The sequence below is a fragment of the Hymenobacter coccineus genome (genome assembly GCF_001816125.1).
Classification (GTDB): Bacteria; Bacteroidota; Bacteroidia; order Cytophagales; family Hymenobacteraceae; genus Hymenobacter; species Hymenobacter coccineus.
The window spans coordinates 1-16,776 of the sequence record NZ_MDZA01000018.1; the positions used below are offsets into that span (position 1 = coordinate 1).

Annotated in this window: 17 protein-coding genes; 6 read left to right on the forward strand and 11 right to left on the reverse strand. The window is 62.3% G+C overall.

Features of this window, described 5'->3' with window-relative positions; translation table 11 throughout:
- Positions 1 to 340: 340 nt before the first annotated feature.
- The 6 genes from BEN49_RS01450 to lipB form a co-directional block, all read right to left on the reverse strand.
- The gene (locus tag BEN49_RS01450) at positions 341 to 1,336 is read right to left on the reverse strand and encodes a PorP/SprF family type IX secretion system membrane protein (RefSeq protein ID WP_070739731.1); all 996 of its coding nucleotides are present in this window, start codon (positions 1,334 to 1,336) and stop codon (positions 341 to 343) included.
- A gap of 198 nt (positions 1,337 to 1,534) precedes the next feature.
- Positions 1,535 to 2,326 carry a uroporphyrinogen-III synthase gene (locus BEN49_RS01455; protein WP_070739734.1) on the reverse strand — a complete coding sequence of 264 codons (792 nt, stop codon included), beginning with the start codon at positions 2,324 to 2,326 and terminating at the stop codon, positions 1,535 to 1,537.
- Positions 2,327 to 2,396: 70 nt separating this feature from the next.
- On the reverse strand, positions 2,397 to 3,617 hold the full coding sequence (locus BEN49_RS01460; protein ID WP_070739737.1) for a DUF4271 domain-containing protein: 1,221 nt from the start codon (positions 3,615 to 3,617) through the stop codon (positions 2,397 to 2,399).
- Positions 3,618 to 3,621: 4 nt separating this feature from the next.
- Positions 3,622 to 4,698: an MraY family glycosyltransferase gene (locus BEN49_RS01465; protein WP_070739740.1), complete on the reverse strand. Its 1,077-nt coding sequence runs from the start codon at positions 4,696 to 4,698 to the stop codon at positions 3,622 to 3,624.
- Positions 4,699 to 4,749: 51 nt separating this feature from the next.
- Positions 4,750 to 5,172: a hypothetical protein gene (locus BEN49_RS01470; RefSeq protein WP_070739743.1), complete on the reverse strand. Its 423-nt coding sequence runs from the start codon at positions 5,170 to 5,172 to the stop codon at positions 4,750 to 4,752.
- Positions 5,173 to 5,243: 71 nt separating this feature from the next.
- On the reverse strand, positions 5,244 to 6,002 hold the full coding sequence (gene lipB / locus BEN49_RS01475; protein ID WP_070739746.1) for a lipoyl(octanoyl) transferase LipB: 759 nt from the start codon (positions 6,000 to 6,002) through the stop codon (positions 5,244 to 5,246).
- 167 nt (positions 6,003 to 6,169) lie between these two features.
- On the opposite strand from lipB, the gene BEN49_RS01480 reads away from it, so the two are divergent.
- The gene (locus BEN49_RS01480) at positions 6,170 to 6,526 is read left to right on the forward strand and encodes a YraN family protein (RefSeq protein WP_070739748.1); all 357 of its coding nucleotides are present in this window, start codon (positions 6,170 to 6,172) and stop codon (positions 6,524 to 6,526) included.
- Positions 6,527 to 6,635: 109 nt separating this feature from the next.
- Here BEN49_RS01480 and BEN49_RS01485 read toward each other — a convergent pair whose 3' ends face one another.
- Complete coding sequence (locus tag BEN49_RS01485) at positions 6,636 to 7,664, reverse strand: toxin-antitoxin system YwqK family antitoxin (RefSeq protein WP_141765601.1); 1,029 nt, start codon at positions 7,662 to 7,664, stop codon at positions 6,636 to 6,638.
- Between the two features lie 65 nt (positions 7,665 to 7,729).
- Positions 7,730 to 8,539: a cyanophycinase gene (locus tag BEN49_RS01490; protein ID WP_070739754.1), complete on the reverse strand. Its 810-nt coding sequence runs from the start codon at positions 8,537 to 8,539 to the stop codon at positions 7,730 to 7,732.
- A gap of 166 nt (positions 8,540 to 8,705) precedes the next feature.
- On the opposite strand from BEN49_RS01490, the gene mgtE reads away from it, so the two are divergent.
- From mgtE to BEN49_RS01505, 3 genes are all read left to right on the forward strand, one after another.
- Positions 8,706 to 10,088, forward strand: coding sequence for a magnesium transporter (gene mgtE / locus BEN49_RS01495; RefSeq protein ID WP_239691768.1), 1,383 nt, complete (start codon positions 8,706 to 8,708; stop codon positions 10,086 to 10,088).
- Positions 10,089 to 10,511: 423 nt separating this feature from the next.
- Complete coding sequence (locus BEN49_RS01500) at positions 10,512 to 12,143, forward strand: sensor histidine kinase (protein WP_158022707.1); 1,632 nt, start codon at positions 10,512 to 10,514, stop codon at positions 12,141 to 12,143.
- A 91-nt stretch (positions 12,144 to 12,234) separates the two neighbouring features.
- On the forward strand, positions 12,235 to 12,651 hold the full coding sequence (locus tag BEN49_RS01505) for a response regulator (protein WP_070739759.1): 417 nt from the start codon (positions 12,235 to 12,237) through the stop codon (positions 12,649 to 12,651).
- Between the two features lie 143 nt (positions 12,652 to 12,794).
- Here BEN49_RS01505 and arfB read toward each other — a convergent pair whose 3' ends face one another.
- Together arfB and BEN49_RS01515 are read right to left on the reverse strand one after the other, a co-directional pair.
- Positions 12,795 to 13,199 carry an alternative ribosome rescue aminoacyl-tRNA hydrolase ArfB gene (gene arfB / locus BEN49_RS01510; protein ID WP_070739775.1) on the reverse strand — a complete coding sequence of 135 codons (405 nt, stop codon included), beginning with the start codon at positions 13,197 to 13,199 and terminating at the stop codon, positions 12,795 to 12,797.
- 93 nt (positions 13,200 to 13,292) lie between these two features.
- Positions 13,293 to 14,240, reverse strand: coding sequence for a 3-oxoacyl-ACP synthase III family protein (locus tag BEN49_RS01515; RefSeq protein ID WP_070739762.1), 948 nt, complete (start codon positions 14,238 to 14,240; stop codon positions 13,293 to 13,295).
- Positions 14,241 to 14,456: 216 nt separating this feature from the next.
- Here BEN49_RS01515 and BEN49_RS01520 point away from each other — a divergent pair, with 216 nt between their 5' ends.
- Positions 14,457 to 14,960 carry a hypothetical protein gene (locus tag BEN49_RS01520; protein WP_070739766.1) on the forward strand — a complete coding sequence of 168 codons (504 nt, stop codon included), beginning with the start codon at positions 14,457 to 14,459 and terminating at the stop codon, positions 14,958 to 14,960.
- Between the two features lie 18 nt (positions 14,961 to 14,978).
- On the opposite strand, the gene BEN49_RS01525 is transcribed toward BEN49_RS01520, so the two are convergent.
- Positions 14,979 to 16,082: a DUF3667 domain-containing protein gene (locus BEN49_RS01525; protein WP_070739769.1), complete on the reverse strand. Its 1,104-nt coding sequence runs from the start codon at positions 16,080 to 16,082 to the stop codon at positions 14,979 to 14,981.
- A 176-nt stretch (positions 16,083 to 16,258) separates the two neighbouring features.
- On the opposite strand from BEN49_RS01525, the gene BEN49_RS01530 reads away from it, so the two are divergent.
- Positions 16,259 to 16,776: hypothetical protein (locus BEN49_RS01530; protein WP_141765602.1), on the forward strand; the 518-nt coding region annotated here is incomplete at its 3' end.

Below are 16,776 nucleotides of genomic sequence, written 5' to 3' on the forward strand. Positions count from 1 at the left end.
GCGCCGACTAATTCGCCTTCGAAGCCCTTGCTAAAGCTGCAACCCCCCAAAAGGGCCCCAGAAAGCGCGAACAGTGATAATGCTAATAACTTATTCATGGGAGTAAAGAGTCGTGTTGAATTGGCAGAGCTATCGGTTTATGTTGTTCGGCTGGCAAATATACAATTTCCAGCACAATTGCACAATAATTTTTTATCGCAGGCATGAACACCGCAAAAGCGTAAAAAGTATTCCCGTGGAAATTGGCAGACGGATTAATGCAGGCAATGCATCGGCAAGGATGAAACCATAAAGGGCCCCACCAAGTGAAAAACAGCGTTTTGAACAGTCGCTCAATAGGCTAAAAGCTGTAACGGGGAGTGCGGATGGCTGGCCGGAGAATCAGCCCGGGCTTGGGCAAACGGTAAGAAAGCAAAATTTCGTGAGAACTGAGAGCACGCGCATCTTGATTAAATGCAATAAAATCAAAAGCGTAGCCAACGCGAAAAGCGTTGTCTTTGGCGAAGCTTAATCCAATTAAGCCAGAAACGGATTCTTGCAGTCTATAGTTTGCACCTATCCAATATTTATCATTAAGGGTAGCCCGCAAGCCACCCTCAAAAGAATAATTTTTTGTGTTACTAAATTTATTTCCTGAGTCGGAACTGCTGGGCAATACAGCCTTGGCCAGTATTGTGGGCGTGACGACAACGGAAGACGATGCTTCAATATTGTATCCTGCCGTGAAATAAGCGTGATTTTCTCCTAAGTAGCCGGGAACGGCGTTACCATACTGGTTAGCAAAGTGGTAAGTGGAGCGCAACAGGTTGTTTGCGCTCAGGCCTGCGTAAAACTTTGGCGATTCGTACCAGATGCCGGCACCCGCGTCAAACTTACGATCGGAGCCATTGTAGGGAATATATGGGTCAGTGGGGTCGATGGCCACGAACGTACCCGCACTGATATAGGTGAACGTACCCTGGATGCCAAAGCCCAGCTTGCCGGCCCCCAGCTTAACGTGCTGCGAATACGACAAGGCGGTATTGGTCACCCGCACTTCGCCGGCCTGGTCGTAACTCACGGCCAAGCCCACGCCACCGTTAAGGGCTAAAATGGGCAATGAAGCCGTGATTAAGCCCGTGCGGGGGGACCCATTGGCATCGCCACGGGTATTGGTGAGGTTGTAGTATTGGTAGCGGCCAATCAGGTTTACCTCGCCCTGGCCCTTGATGCCGGCGTAGGCCGGGTTGAGGTACATGCCGTTGAAGCCATAGTGCGTGAACTGGGGCTGCTGTTGTGCCAAGGCTGGGGCCGCGCCACCGGCCAACAGCAGGAGGGCAAGTACACTTTTTTTCATGGGGCGGAAACCGAAGGAAGGGAAAACAGCCCACAGGGTGCGCACAGGCCATGGGATGTACATTCAAATGTAAGGCTAAATCGCGGGCCCGTAGCCCACTATGGGGCCCAACGCAAAACGCCGAAAACAAAGTTTTCGGCGTTTGCAAAATTCTTATCAAAGGTTAAAAGAACCGACCCGAAAGAAGCCTGTTTTATTTTACCCAGCCGACTGGTTGCGGCGGATATACGCCTCGATAGCCCCCGCCATAGAGGGCGCGTTGGGCATGGGGGCCTCAATGTCGAGTTCTAGATTGGCATCGCGCACGGCTTTAGCTGTGGTAGGGCCAAACGCCGCAATGCGGGTACCATCTTGCACAAAATGAGGGAAATTGACAAAAAGCGAACTGATGCCCGAGGGACTAAAAAAGGCCAGCACATCGTATTTCACATCCGACAGATCTGATAGGTCACTGGCTACCGTGCGGTAGATAACGGCCTCCATGAACTTGAGGTTATTGGCCCGCATGAACACAGGCAAATCGTCCTTGCGAATGTCGGAGCACGGGTAGAGAAAGTTCTCACCCTTATGCTTTTTGATGACGTCGAACAAGTCGGCGGCGGTGCGCGTACCCACGAAGAGCTTGCGCTTGCGCAGCACGATGTACTTCTGCAAGTAGTTGGCCGTCTGCTCCGAAATGCAGAAATATTTCATTTCGGCGGGCATTTCAATCTTGGCCTCCTGGCAAATGCGGAAGAAGTGGTCGACGGCGTTACGGCTGGTAAAAATCACCGCTGTGAAATCAGCGATATTGATTTTATCGCGCCGAAAGTCTTTGTAAGAGACTGGCTGAACTTCGATAAACTCCCGAAAATCAACCCGAATGCCATACTTCTCAGCAAGGGCCGAATAGGGGGAAACTTCGGTGGTGGGCTTGGGCTGGGTTACCAAAATGCTTTGGATGCGCTTGGCGTGCCGGCCGATGCCCGGCGTGTCTGCACTCTCGGCCATACAAGAAGAAAAGGAGTACTACTAGAACGATAGAGGAAAGGAAACGTGGGCAGGGATTACCCAGAGGCAACTAAGTGTTGAATACCAACAGCCTTAACAATATAAGTAGGGGCAATATTTCGGTAGCACAAAGGTAAGCAAACAAATGAAGATTAAGCAGTGACGCTCGTTGGTGCACCGTGTGCAGCACCCGCAGCACGGTGCCCACCAGCACCAAGGCGATAACGGCGGCGGCTATTCCAGTTACTGCGGCGGGGTAGCTGCCGTTAAGGCCTAGGTAGAGGAGCAATACAAAGGGAAGGAAAAGCCCGGCCAGTAAGGTAGTACGCAAAAACTCGCGGTACTGCACCGCCACCAGCTCGCGCAGGTCGAAGGTGTAGGCCAGCAGCGAAATGAACAGGTATTTGCTGAGCACAAACCCCGCAATAAGAGCAGTGTAAAGTAGCACCCGCGCCACAATGGCCCGCTCGGGCACCACCACGAACTGCCGCACCAGGGGCAAGTTTTCGAGGCCGGTGTGCAACGCCGTGAGCAGCAGCGCGAACGAGAGCCCAAACAGCAACACCAGTACCACATTGAGCAGCGAAAAAGCCGGGCGCGCCAGAAAAGTCCCTTGCTCGGAGGTATTGCCGAACAGCTCGTCGAACTGAAACACACGGGCCAAACCGGGCTGGTACGTGGCGCGCACGCTGCCGTAGAGTAGCCCCAGGACCAGCAAAAAGCTCAGTAGCACGTTTTGGCCCAGCGGGCCGGGGGCGCGGGCGCGAGCAACTTCCGCGGCGGTGTCAGGGGTGGCGTCGGGCTCGTCGGTGGTAGCGCCCGGCGTGAAGGAGGCCAGGGCCGGGTTGCCGCCGGGCTGCCACACGCCCAGCAGGTGGGTGCCAGGGGCTAGGCTTCCTGGCAGGCGCTGGGCCAAGTCGAAGGCGTAGGGGCCCGCCTGGTCGGCGGTAAAAATAAGCTGGTTATCAACGAATAGGCTCAGGCCACGCTGGGCCGCGAAGGCCACCGGAAACGGCTGGCCGCGGCGCAGGCGCACGTACTGGTAGTAGGCGTGGGCCGGGGAGTGGTAGCCGGGCAGGTACAGGATGAGGTGGTTGCGGCCCACATCGTGGATGAGCCAGTCGGCGGTGAGGCCGGTGGGCGCCGCTGGGGGCAGTGGCCGGTACTCGGCGGCGCGGCCGGGCAGGGCCCCCAGTAGCAGTAGCAGCAACCCCCAGACCTTGCCCCAGGCACGCCCCAAGCCCACCCGGCCGGTAACGAAGCGCAACATTGCCGCGGCGTGGAACTGCATGAGGCTAGGATTGCGCAGCAACCACCTCGCGGCTCAACCGGCTCTGGTACACGCCGATGAACACGCTTAGCAACACCGAGAAGCCCAGCAGAATGCCGATGAGGGCCAGGTTGCCAAGGTCGGCGAACTGAATCACGAACAGGATGACGAGCAGGTTGAGGGCCCCCAGCAGCAGCACGGTGCTGATTTGTGAGAAGCCCATGCCCAGCAGGCGGTGGTGGATGTGGTTGCGGTCGGGTGCGAAGGGCGACTTGCCGGCCGCCATGCGCAGCACAAACACCCGCAGCGTATCGAACAAGGGCACGAACAAAATACCCAGCGCCACTGCGGGCGTAGTGCTGAACGGCAACTGCGTGCCCGGCTGCCCGCCCAGCTCAATGAACTGAATAGCCAGTACCGACACAATAAACCCGCAGACCAACGAGCCGGTGTCGCCCATGAAAATAGGGGCCCGGTGAAAGTTGTAGCGCAAGAAACCCACCATGCCCCCCATCAAGCACACGGTCACGAAGGCGTAGTTGCTATATAATTCGCCGCCGTAGTGGTAGAAGTAAAAGCCGAACGTGCCCATGATAATCAGCACGATGGAGCCCGCCAAGCCGTCGAGGCCATCAATGAGGTTGATGGCGTTGGTAATGCCCACGATGGCGGCCAGCGTGAAGGCGTAGCTGACGCCCACCGGCAGGGTGTAGACGCCCAAAATGCCCTGGAAGCTGGTGATGCGCACGTCGGCCATAATCATGACGATGCCCGTGGCCAGCAGTTGACCCACAAATTTCTTGAACACCGACATGCCCACCAAGTCGTCCTTCAGGCCTACGAAGAACAGGATGATGCAGCCGGCCAGCAGCTCCTTCACGCCGTTTTGCAGGGGCCCAAAAATGGTAAGGGCCGACATGAAGCCCGCAAACACCGCCACACCGCCCAGCCGGGGCGTCAGCGACGAGTGCACGGTGCGCCCGTTGGGCGTGTCGAGCATGTTTTTGAGGTGGGCAATCTGAATAATGGACGGCACCGCAAACAGCGCCACCAAAAAGGCCCAGCCGGCCGATAGCGCCAATTGAATAGCTACAGGATTCATAAGGTAGAAATATGAGGAAGGAAAGGTAGGGGCTGGGGCCCCCGCCGCCTGCTAGCTATGCAACACGCCCACCCGGTCGGCGAGCAGCGAGATGTGGATAAAGTTTTCGGGCACGATGGAGTCGGGCACAAAAATGTACTTCTTGTCGAAAATCTGCGCGCCGTGGTAGTAGCTCACCCAGTATTGGTTGTTAAGGTGGAACAGGGCGGGGTCGAGGGGCTCGACGGGCACGGCCGAGCGGGGTGGCACTTCCTCAAAAAGGTAGCGCAGCGTGGACGTGCGCACCGCTTCGCCGTCGGGCTGCTGACCGTAGCCGTGGGCGTTCACAATGACGCTGCGCAGCGAGTAAGCGTTGTGGTTGAGCAGGTACACTTGCCATATGGGCTGGCCGGCGGGCGTCAGGGCCCCATCCTCGGCGGGGGCAATGGCCACCGACACGCCTTCCACGGGGTCAAAGGAAATATCTTGCTTCACAGGACCGCAGATTTAACGGATTTTAACGGATTTATTTAGGGTTCCACACCGGGGTAGCGCTGGGGCCCTAATCAGGCCGTGGCGGCAGCGAAGAGGGCGCGCAGGTGGGGTACCAGGCGCTCCTGCACTTCCTCCACAGCCACGGGGCGGCCCAGCTCCTGGGCCAGCGAGGTCACGGCCTTGTCGATGATGCCGCAGGGCACAATGTGGCCGAAATAGGCCAGGTCGGGGGCAACGTTCAGGGCGAAGCCGTGCATGGTGACCCAGCGGCTGCACTTCACGCCCATCGCGCAGATTTTGCGCGGGTTGGGGGCCCCAGCCTCCCAGCCCAGCCACACGCCGGTGAGGCCCGCAATGCGGCCGGCGCGCAAACCGTATTCGGCCAGCGTCAGGATGACGGCTTCCTCCAGCGTGCGCAGGTACCAGTGGATGTCGGGCCGGAAGTTGTCGAGGTCGAGGATGGGGTAGCCCACCAGCTGGCCGGGGCCGTGGTAAGTTATGTCGCCGCCCCGGTTGATGCGGTGGTAGGTGGCGCCGTGGGCGGCCAGGGCCCCTTCGCTGAGCAGCAGGTGCTCAGGCTTGCCGCTTTTGCCCAGCGTGTAGGTGTGCGGGTGCTGGCAGAGCAGCAAGTGGTTGGGGGTAGGCTGCGGCGGCCGGCCGGCCGCGGCGGCCTCGCGGTTTTGGGTTTTGATGGCCACGGTGGCCGCCAGCAGCTCTTCTTGCAGAGCCCAGGTGGGGGCGTAGGGCACTAGGCCCAGCCGCTGCACAGCCAGCGCCCGGGCAGGTGGGGCGGCAACGGGCGAAGCGGGGGCGGCGGGGGCAGTGGTCATCTGTGCGGATAATTCGATTAGAATAGCTGCTTGTGGGGCCCAGCGACGCGGCCCTACCTTCGCCCGGCCCGCAACGCCCGCCCATAGCAAAGGTACAAACGGGCACAGGGTTCGGCCCGGGGCCCCGGCCGGGCGCGGGCGCGCTTCTGTTTTTTCTTGCCTTATTTATGCACGCTCCCCACGCCCTGGGCCAGGCCGGCGAAGCAGCCGCCGCCGCGTTCTACATTGCCCGCGGCTACGAGGTGCTGGCCCGCGGCTACCGCCACGGCCGCGCCGAGGTGGACTTGGTGCTGCGCCAGGGCACGGCCCTGCTGGTGTTTGTGGAAGTAAAGACGCGCTCCGGTGGTCAGTATGGGGCCCCGGAAACCTTCGTGTCGGCCCGCAAAAAGGAGCTGTTTCGCTTGGCGGCCACGCACTTGCAGGAAGAGCTGGACTGGCGCGGCGACATCCGCTTCGACATCCTGGCCCTCACGCTGCGCGGCGGAGGCTTTTTCATCGAGTCATTCGAGGATGCTTTTTACTAAAGGCTATCCGAATAGCTGGTTGTCATTCCGACGAAGGAGGAGTCTGAATAATGTTCTTTCCCAATTTGGCCCAGATCCCTCCTTCGTCGGAATGACAACCAGCCGATAGCTAAGATCTAATAGCTAAATACTTAGCGACCCTGGGCGCGCTTGGGCAGCACGTGGCCCGGGCGGCCCCAGCGGGGGCCACGGGCTCGGGCTCGCCGCGCTTGTCGATGTTTTTTTCCTTGTCGTACACCGCTAGGCCGTCGCGGGTGAACTGCTTGAGCAGCTCGGGCTCCTCCACTTCGGGGTCGAAGCCGCTTTCGGGGTACTGGTACTCGAAATGGCGGAAATTGCGTTTTACCGGCCAGTAGTTCGTCCACACGCCCACGCGGCGGCCGTTCTCAAATTGGCCCGACCACTCGCGCTGGCCCGTGGCGGTGTAGCGGGCGTAGTCGCCCTCCAGCTTGCCATTCACGTAGGGCACTACTTCCTTCAGCATGGTGTGGCCGGCGTCGAAGTACGTGATGTTGGCGTCACGCGGGAAGCCCATCTCATAGTGGATTTTGCTCAGCAGCACGCCGTTGCGGTCAAACCGCTCCCAACGCAAGTGCTTCACGCCCAGAGCGTAGAAGCCGGTTTCCATCACCTTGTTGTTTTGCAGCTTCTTATAGGGCCCGTGCAATATCTTGGCGCTGGGGTCCAACTCGCCGGCTGCGGCCTTGAAGATTTTATGCTTCTTCGGATCGAAGTAGAAGCGTGCCGGGGCCTGCACGTTGGGCTGCTGGAAATACTTGAGGTAGTAGAATATCTCGATGGCTTGGTTGCGGCCCTTGCCCCCCGACTTGGCAAAGCCCCGCTTGATACGCTCACCCAGGAAAATTTTCTTTTTCTTAGACGGCTTGCGCTGGGCGTCCTTTTCCTTGTCCTTGGCGGCGCGTTCCTCGGCCTTGGTGATGGCCACGCGGCGGGCGGTGCTGAGCGAAGGCCGACCGGCCACCGAATCGGCGGTGCGGGTGAGCGAGTCGGGGGCCCCGGCCATGGTGGCGGGGGCCACGTCGGGGCGCGAGTTGAAGGAAATGGGGTGGCGGGTGCAGGCCCCAGCCAGCGCCAGCAGCAGCGCCAGCAACGGAGCACCCCAGCGGAGATTGGGCATGAGCGGCACGGTGTTTTTTCGCGGCATCAACGCAAAGGTAGCCGGTTTCGTGCCCGGCCGGGCCCCTACCCCACCGGCTGCCGGGTGGCCAAATCGAGCCCCTGGCCCGCCACCAGCAGGTGCGTAATGAGTCCGTGGCCGCTGACGGGCTGCCGGGGCCCCGGGCCCACCAGGCTAATGTGCCAGGCCGTGGCCGCATCGAAGGCAAACACCACTTCGTCGCCGAACACCTCGGCGGGCTGGCCGGGGCGCAGCAGCAGGCCGGTTTCTTCGCTCAGGCCCAGGCCCAGGCAGGCAGGGTGGGCCAGCACGGCGTGCAGCAGGCGCGGGTAGCGGTGGCGCTCGGCAAAGTGCTGGTCGAGCACCACGCCCGGCAGCAGGCCCAGGCCGGGCAGCACGCCCACGCCGCCGGGCAGCAGGCTGCGCCAGCCGCGGCCCTCCACCAGCATGTACTCGGCCAGGGCAGCGGCCCCGGCGCTGGTGCCGGCCAGGATAAAGCCTGCGTCGGTGCGGCAACGCTCCTGGAGGATGGCCAGAAACTCGGTGCCCAGCAGGAACTGGGTGAGGCGCTCCTGGTTGCCGCCGCTGATGAACACCAGCGCCGCCCGGCGCAAGCGGGCCAGGGTAGCCGGCGCGTCGGCGGGATGGGTTTCGTCTACTTCCAGGTGGCCCACGTGGGAACAGCCGCGGGCTTCCCAGGAGCGGGCGTAGGAGGCGGCGGTGCGGGCGGGGTTGGCGGTGCTGGCCGTGGTGAGCACCTCGATGGGGGCCCCGGGGTGGGGCAACAGGCCGGCCAGCAGCGCCACCAGGGCCTCGTCGGCCCCGCCCCCGTAGAGGGCCAGGGTGGCGCGGGGAGCAGCGGAAAGGTCAGGCATGGGACAGCGGGTAAGCGGTAAGGGCGGCAAGATGGGCAGTATTGGGCAGATACTTGGGCCCCGGCCGCGCTGGGCATACGGCCTGGGGCGGGTTTCGGCGTAATTTCGTGGCGTAATCCCTTCATCAACCCTGCTTGCCTAGCGAAGCACTACCGCCCGTCCTGCCATGATGCCAGCGTCGCCATCCGTGGAAACCATCACAGCCCTGATTCAGGAGGGTGAATTTTTTAAGCTTAAGCAGATTCTGCGCAGTTTCCAGCCGGCCGAGCTTGTATCGCTCATTGAGAACGAGGACGACCGCGAGCAGCTCATCATCTTCCGCCTGCTGCCGCTCAAGCTGGCCACGGAGGTGTTCGAGTACCTCGACCTCGACGTGCAGCGGCACTTCCTCGACAACCTGGCCCAGGACAAGATGGCCGACATCCTCAATGAGATGTCGCCCGATGACCGCACGGCCCTGCTGGAGTTTTTGCCCGCCAACTTTGTGGCCGAGCTCATTCAGAGCTTATCGGAACCCGAGCGCAAGGTGACGCTGGAGCTGCTGGGCTACCCCGAGTACTCGGTGGGCCGCCTGATGACGCCCGACTACATCGCCATCCGCGAGAACTGGACTGTGGAGCAGGTGCTCGACTACGTGCGTCAGCACGGCGGGCAATCCGAAACGCTGAATATGCTCTACGTGACCGACGCCCACGGCGTGCTGACGGACGACATCCGCATCCGTGAAATTCTGCTGGCGGCGCCCACCGTGCGGGTCCGCGACATCATGGACCGGCGCTTCGTGCACCTGGGCGTGGGCCAGGACCAGGAAGACGCCATCGACACGTTCCGGCGCAACGACCGGGTGGCGCTGCCCGTGGTGAGCGACCAAGGCATTCTGCTCGGCATCGTAACGCTTGACGACATCCTCAGCATCCGGGAGCAAGAAGACACCGAAGACATTCAGAAGTTCGGCGGCTCGGAGGCCCTGGAGGAGCCCTACCTTACCATGCCTTTGCTGCGGCTGGTGCAGAAGCGCGCCGGCTGGCTGGTTATCCTGTTTTTGGGCGAGCTGCTGACGGCCTCGGCCATGCAGTTTTTCGAAGGCGAGCTGCAAAAGGCCATCGTGCTGGTACAGTTCATCCCCCTGATTATCAGCTCGGGCGGCAACTCGGGCTCGCAGGCCACGTCGCTTATCATCCGGGCCATGGCCCTGGGCGAGTTCAAGCTCAGCGACTGGTGGCTGGTGCTGCGCCGCGAGCTGATCGGGGGCCTGCTGCTGGGCCTAATTCTGGGCATGGTGGGCTTCGGGCGCATCGCCATCTGGCAAACCATCACGCCCATCTACGGGCCCCATTGGTTGCCGGTGGCCCTCACGGTGGGCTTCGCGCTGGTGGGCATCGTGCTGTGGGGCTCACTGGCGGGCTCCATGCTGCCGCTCATCCTCAAGAAGCTGGGCCTCGACCCGGCCACGTCCTCCGCGCCCTTCGTGGCCACGCTGGTCGATGTGACGGGCCTGCTCATCTACTTCTCGGTGGCGCTGCTGCTGCTGCGCGGCACGCTGCTGTAGCCCCGCCGCTGGCTCGCTATCGACGTGCTCCGCATCCCACTCAAGGTGCGTCTACCGCGGGGGGCGGGGTGCCGGTGCAGCTCACAACCAGCTTCCCATTACTAATTTCAACGCCGACATCTGCGTGGGCCGGCGGCTCGCTTGTTACTCCCTGCGCACCAAGCGTACCACGCCGGTTGGGGCCACCCGTGCAACGGCCATGCAGGCCGCCTATACCGGGGGGATACCGGCCATTGACACTTAACTATACCACTTTTACGCGTTTTAGTCTACGGGGGCCACGGCTTGCGGCCGGCACTGGCGCAGCCTATCCCATTTTTAACCCCCTCCCATTTTTGGCCGGCGTAGCCATCTATCATACCCGCTGCGCGGCTTTATTTGCGTATGCATCACTGTATTCAACTTCTGCTACGCCTCGGGCTCGTGCTCCCGCTTGGGCGTACTCAGGGCGGGTCCTCCACACGTCCCCTCGCCGACCAGGTGAAGGAGTTTTTTTCCGGCTTACTCGACCCCAAGGGGTTTCCCGCGCGCTGGCACTGCGGGCAGTGGACCGACTTCCACGGCTGGCTCTACATCGTCTCGGACCTGCTGATATGGTCGGCCTACTTCGCCATTCCCTTTCTGCTGCTCCGCTTCATCAGCCAGCGGCGCGACGTGCCTTTCAACCGGCTGTTCTGGCTTTTTGGCCTGTTTATCTTTGCCTGTGGGGCCACCCACCTGCTCGATGCCCTCATCTTCTGGCTGCCCCTCTACCGCCTCAATGGCCTGCTGCTTCTGGTAACGGCCGTCGCCTCCTGGGGCACGGTGTGGGCGCTGGCGGGCGTGCTGCCCCAAGCCCTGCTCCTGAAAACCCCTGCTGACCTCGAGCGCATCGTGAAGGACCGAACCACCGAGCTGGCGGCCGCCAACCAGCAGCTGCAGGAAGTGGCCGCCCAACTGCGCCACCGCAATGCCGAGTTCAGTACGCTAACGAATGCCATGCCGCAGCTGGCCTGGATGGCCGAGACCGATGGGCAAATCTCCTGGTACAACCAGCAGTGGTACGACTACACGGGCCTGAGCTTCGCTGATTTGGGAGGCATCAACTGGCAGCAGCACATTCACCCCGACGACTTTGCCGCCACGGCCGCCGCCTGGCAGCACGCCCTGGCCACGGGCGAGCCGCTAACCACGCTGCGCAACCGCTGGAAGCGGGCTGCCAATGGCGAGTACCGCTGGCACCTGGTGCGGGCCGTGCCCCTGCACGACGAGGCCACGGGCGCGATTCGGCTCTGGGTAGGCACCAACACCGACATCCACGCCCAGCAGGTGCAGCAGCAGGAGCTGGAGCGCGTCAATGCCGACCTGAACACGTTCGTGTACACGGCCTCCCACGACCTGAAAACGCCCATCCACAACATTGAGGCCCTGCTGGAGGAGTTGCGGGAGGAGCTGGCCCCGGTGCCGGTGCCGGCCGACGTGGCAACGCTGCTCACCCTGATGCGCGGCGCGGTGGACCGCTTCAAGGGCACCATCGGGCAGCTCACCGAGGTGGCCAAGCTGCAACACCTGTCCGAGGCACCCACGACTGCCGTCGACCTAGCCGCCCTAGTCGAGGAGGTGCGCCAGGACTTACGGCCGTTGTTCGCGGCCACGGGCGGGCAGCTGCACCTGGACGTGGCGGCCTGCCCCCGGCTGGTATTCGCCGAAAAAAACCTACGCTCGGTGGTGCACAACCTCCTCAGCAACGCCCTCAAGTACCGCCACCCCGACCGGGTGCCTGCCGTATGGCTCCGCACCTATCCCGCCTCGGCGGATGGCAGCCGCAGTGCCGTGCTGGAAGTAGAAGACAACGGCCTGGGCCTGGCGCTCGGCCCGGCAGAGGAACGCAAGCTGTTTGGCCTCTTCGAGCGCTTGCACGACCACGTGGAAGGCTCCGGCCTGGGCCTGTTCATGGTGAAGAAAATCGTGGAAAATGCTGGTGGGCGCATCGAAGTGAGCAGCCGGCTGGGCCAGGGCACCGTGTTTCGGCTGCACCTGCCCGCTCCCCGGCCCGCCCTGCAGGAAGAAGGCTAAAGGGCCCACGCAAGCCATTTGCTTTCCGGGCCCGCGCCGCTTTATTTTGTTACTGTATATGATCGACTTAGGCAATTAGTTCCCTTGCGCCATGTTATCTACCGTCCTGTTAGTCGATGATGACTCGACCACGAATTTTCTTAACGAACGGCTGCTGCGGCGGCTGAACGTGAGCCACCGGATACTCGTGGCCACCAATGGCCAGCTGGGCCTGGAGGTGCTGGCTGAGCGATGCGGGGAAGACTCGATGGACTGTCCGGCGCTGGTGCTGCTGGACATGAAAATGCCGGTGATGAATGGGTTTGAGTTTTTGGAAGAATTCATGCAGCTGCCGCTCCGCCAGCAGCATCCCATCGTCATCGTGCTGCTCACCAGCACCCAACTCGAACAGGACCTGGGCCAGTACCAGCATTTACCCATCGCGGAATGCCTCACCAAGCCGCTGACCCAAGAGAAAGTATCGCACCTGCTGAGCCGGTATTTCAGCGACGGGCATCCGCTTAATTAACGGCCATCGGCCCGGCACTGCCGCCCCTGCCCAGGCAGCCCTCAGCCCATTGGCTTGGTAATAAAATTTGCGGGCCCCAAAGTTTCGTCACCAACCTTTGGTAATTAAACTTCGGGGCCCGCAAATTTTATTGCCACCGGCCCCTACTCCGGCCGTCGCCGGCTGGCCTTTTTGTCGCTTTGGATCTTTTTGCCTTCCAGGCGCTTGCGCACGGCGCCGCGGCTGGGCTTGGTGGCACGGCGCGGCTTGGGGCGGTGCAGGCTTTTGAGCAGCAATGCGTGGAAGCGGGCCAGTACGATTTCCTTGTTGCGGAGCTGGCTGCGGTCGTCCTGGGCGGTGAGCAGCAGTAGGCCGTCGGCGGTGAGCTGGGGCCCCAGCTTTTCGAGGATGAGCTGTTTCTGCTCATCGGTCAGCACCTGCGAGTCGAGCAGGTGCCAGCGCAGCTCCACGCGGCTCTCCACTTTGTTCACGTTCTGCCCGCCCGGGCCGCTGGCGCGGCTGGTTTGGAAAACGACTTCGGGCAGAAACGCGGTGGCGGGCGGCAGCATGGTTTTCAATTAACAGTTATCAATTGATATCTAACAACCATTCAAGCAGTCCAAACGGCTGTTGAATGTTGATTGCTAAACGTTCACTGCTAGCTACTTCGTCAGCAGCATGGCCCCGTAGGAGTAGCCGCCGCCGAACACGGTGATAATGACGTTATTGCCGGGGCGCAGCGTGTCCCAAATTTCGGCCAGGCCGATGGCGGCTCCGGCGCAGCCGGTGTTGCCCAGGCGCTGGATGTTGTTCACGGCCCGCTCGGGGTCGAGGCCCAACTGCTTGGTCACGTTCACCGAAATGCGCAGATTGGCCTGATGCGGGATGAGGTAGGTGAGGTCGTTGGCCACGAGGTGGTGGCGGTCGAGCAGCGTCTGCGTCACGCGCGTCATGTAGGTGCAGGCCTGCTGGAACACGTCGCGCCCGAACGGCATGACGATGCCCTTTTCCACCGGCTTCAGCGTTACGGCCTCGTCGGCCTTGCCTACGGGGGCCGCCCCGCCGGTAATGACCTCGGCAATGCGCAGCGGCTGGGGCCCCAGCGGCTCCTTGGTGATGAGCAGGGCCGCCGCGCCGTCGCCCCACAGGTGGCCGGCCATGGTGTCTTCCTCGTTGTTGTAGGCCGTGTTGTGCTCGCTCACCACCACCAGGGCGCGGCGGGCCTTGCCCATAGCAAAGTAGCCCTCCACAATCTCCACGGCGTTCAGCAACGACGAGCAGGCCGAGGAAATCGTCACCGCTGGGATTTCGTTGATGTTCAGCGCACGCTGCACGGCGTGGGCGGCGGTGTAAATGGTGTCGTGCGGGGTGTAGGTGCCCACCACAATCAGGTCGATGCTGTTCGCATCGAACGTCGGGATTTCGGCCAGCAGCGCCTGGGTGGCGGCCACGGCCATGGTATTAGTGTTTTCGCCGGGGCCCGCCTTGCGGCGCTCCCGGATGCCGGTGCGCTCAATAATCCAGTCGGAAGCCAGCCCGTTGAGGCGGGTGAAGTGCTCGTTGGTGACGACGGCCGTCGGCAGGTAAGCGGCCACGTGGTGTAAATACACGGAGGGGGATAATTAGCGCGAGGAAAAACCGATATGGTCTTCCTGAGAAGAAAAGCCAAAGCTAAACGGCCGCAAAAGTACGGGCCCCGGGCCCCCCGAAGGGCAGCCGTGGTGCCCCAAGCGTATCAAAAAGGGTCCACTGCGCGTTCAAACGACCGTTGCCAGGCGAAGTTCGCCGGCACCCGGTACAAGATTATGGCCTTTTTTCGTCCCCTTTTGAAACCCAACCCCTTACTGCTGATGCTACTGGCGGTGGCCCTGGCCCTGCCCGCCGCCGCCCAGAAGTACCGCACCGCCGCGGGCATCCGCCTGGGCAACCCCTACGGCATCACGGTGCAGCAGGCGGTGGCCTCGCGCATCACGCTGGAAGGCATTGCGGGCCTGGCCTCGCGCGAGGTAACGGGCACGGTGCTGGGCGAGTACCACTTCGGCATTTTGGGGCGCAGCCTGAACTATTACCTGGGTGCCGGCGGCCACCTGGGCAACAACAAGGACACCGGCCGCTTCGGCGGCTTCGACGGCATTATCGGCATCGAGTACAAAATTGCCTTCCTGCCCATCATGCTCAGCTACGACTTCAAGCCGAGCGTGGAAATCCACAGCGACGACTGGGCGCGGTTCCCGTCGGCGCTGTCGGTGCGGTACGTCATTTTCAAGCAGCGCAACAAAACCATCGGCGAGCGTACCCGGGGCCTGTTCGACAAGGTGCGGGGCCGCTAGGGGCCCCGCGGCCGGGGTCTAAAACAGGGCGGCGCCGGCCACTCCCACCAGTACTACTACCAGGAGCAGCACGCAGCTGTAGGCCGCGCCCAGCAGCAGCGACTTCGCCACCGTCTTGCCCCAGCTTTGCTGGTAGAATGTGTGCAGCGCCACCACGAAGTAGACGATGGGTGCGAAGCTGAGTAGGTTGTTCAGCCATTCCGGGGCATTCAGCTTGTCGAGCCCGATGAGCAAGGCAATGAGAATGAACAGGAAGCACTGCACGTGAATGGTGAACACCAGGTGGCTGAGGTAGTAGCGGTGCTGCCGGAAGTAGGCCCCCTTGAGCAGCAGCGCGGCCAGCGGCATCAGCAAAAACAGTAGAATGGAGCCACCCCGCAACACCTGGTGCACCACTTCCTCGCGGCTTGAGTGCACCCAGCGCGCCGCGCGCCGCACTATTAGCCGGTGCAAGTAGTCGGGCTTATCGCCGTTTTTGCGCAGCACCGAATCGACTTGCGCATCGGTGGGGTTGGCAGGCAAGTGGTCGGCAAGGGTCTTAATCGAGGCCTCCGAGTTGCCCAGAACTTTCGTGCTGGGGCCCCGGCCCGTCTTTTTGAGGACCTGCGCCACGCCTGGGGCAGCCGGGCTGATGGCGGTGCCAATCACGCGGTTCAGGGAATCCAAGCGTTGCCGCAGCCGCACTTTTTGTTTTGGCGTCAGCTTGATGGAATCAAAGTCCGAGCCCAGCTTCAGGCCGCCCAGGGCGTCAATTTTCACCAGCTGTTTCGCCTTGGTATGCTCCGCCGGTTCTTCGTGGCCCAGCCAAGTGCCCAGCAGCAGAAAAAAGACGAAGCTGATGAACACGTATAGCCGAATGGGCGGCACGTAGGGCACGCGCTGCCCGGCCAAAAAGCGGCGCGTGAGCTCGCCGGGCCGAAACAGCAGCAGCCCCGCCGTGCGAAACACCTTGCCGTCGAAGTGGAAAATTCCCTCCAAAAACTCCTCCACCACGTGGCCGAAGCTGATTTCGACGGCGTGGTTTTGCTGCCCGCACTGGGGGCAAAATTCGCGGGGCGCGTCGGGCGCGAAGGCGTAGTGGCAGTTGGCGCAAGTGGCCTGTGGAGTAGCGTGGTGGGCCATAAGCGGGAGGTGATAAAACAGGGCTTGCCAACAAGTGGGCGGGCAGGCCGTTGGCGCAAATATATCGTTTGCACGTAGCCAACCGCCGAGCGCCGGCGCGACGCCCCTTCGCGCCGCGCCGGAAGCCGCAACCCGTACCATTGCCTTTCCCGTTAAAAGCCCTCCATCGCCCCGCCATGCCGCTTGCTGCTACGTCCGCTCCGCCTGCCCCAAAGCGCCACTGGCTCCGCCGTGGCTTGTGGGGCTTGGGCTTGCTCGGGGCCCTACTGGTGCTGGCCGTGTGGCTGGGCCTCGACCCCTGGCTGCGCCGCACCCTGGAGCAACAAGTAACTAAGCAAACGCACGGCCAGTACCGCTTGGCTATCAGCAGCCTGCGCACCCGCCTGCTGCCGCGGGCCGTGCACCTGCGCGGCCTCGACCTGCGCCCCACCGGCGCTGCCCTAGCCGATACCCTGCCCCGCCTGCACCTGCGCCTGGCCCGCCTCGACCTCAGCGGCGTGGGGCTACTGGCGCTGCTGCGGGGCCAAACCGTACCGCTCGACACCCTCGTGCTGGATTCGTTGCACCTGCGCGTGAGGCACTGGCCCGGCGCCCAGCGCCCCACCCGGGGCCCCCAGTCTACCAGCGGCTGCCGGCGCGGCTGGGCTACGTGGCGCTGCGGCGCGCCAGCGGCAGCTTCGGCCCGGCCGGGGCC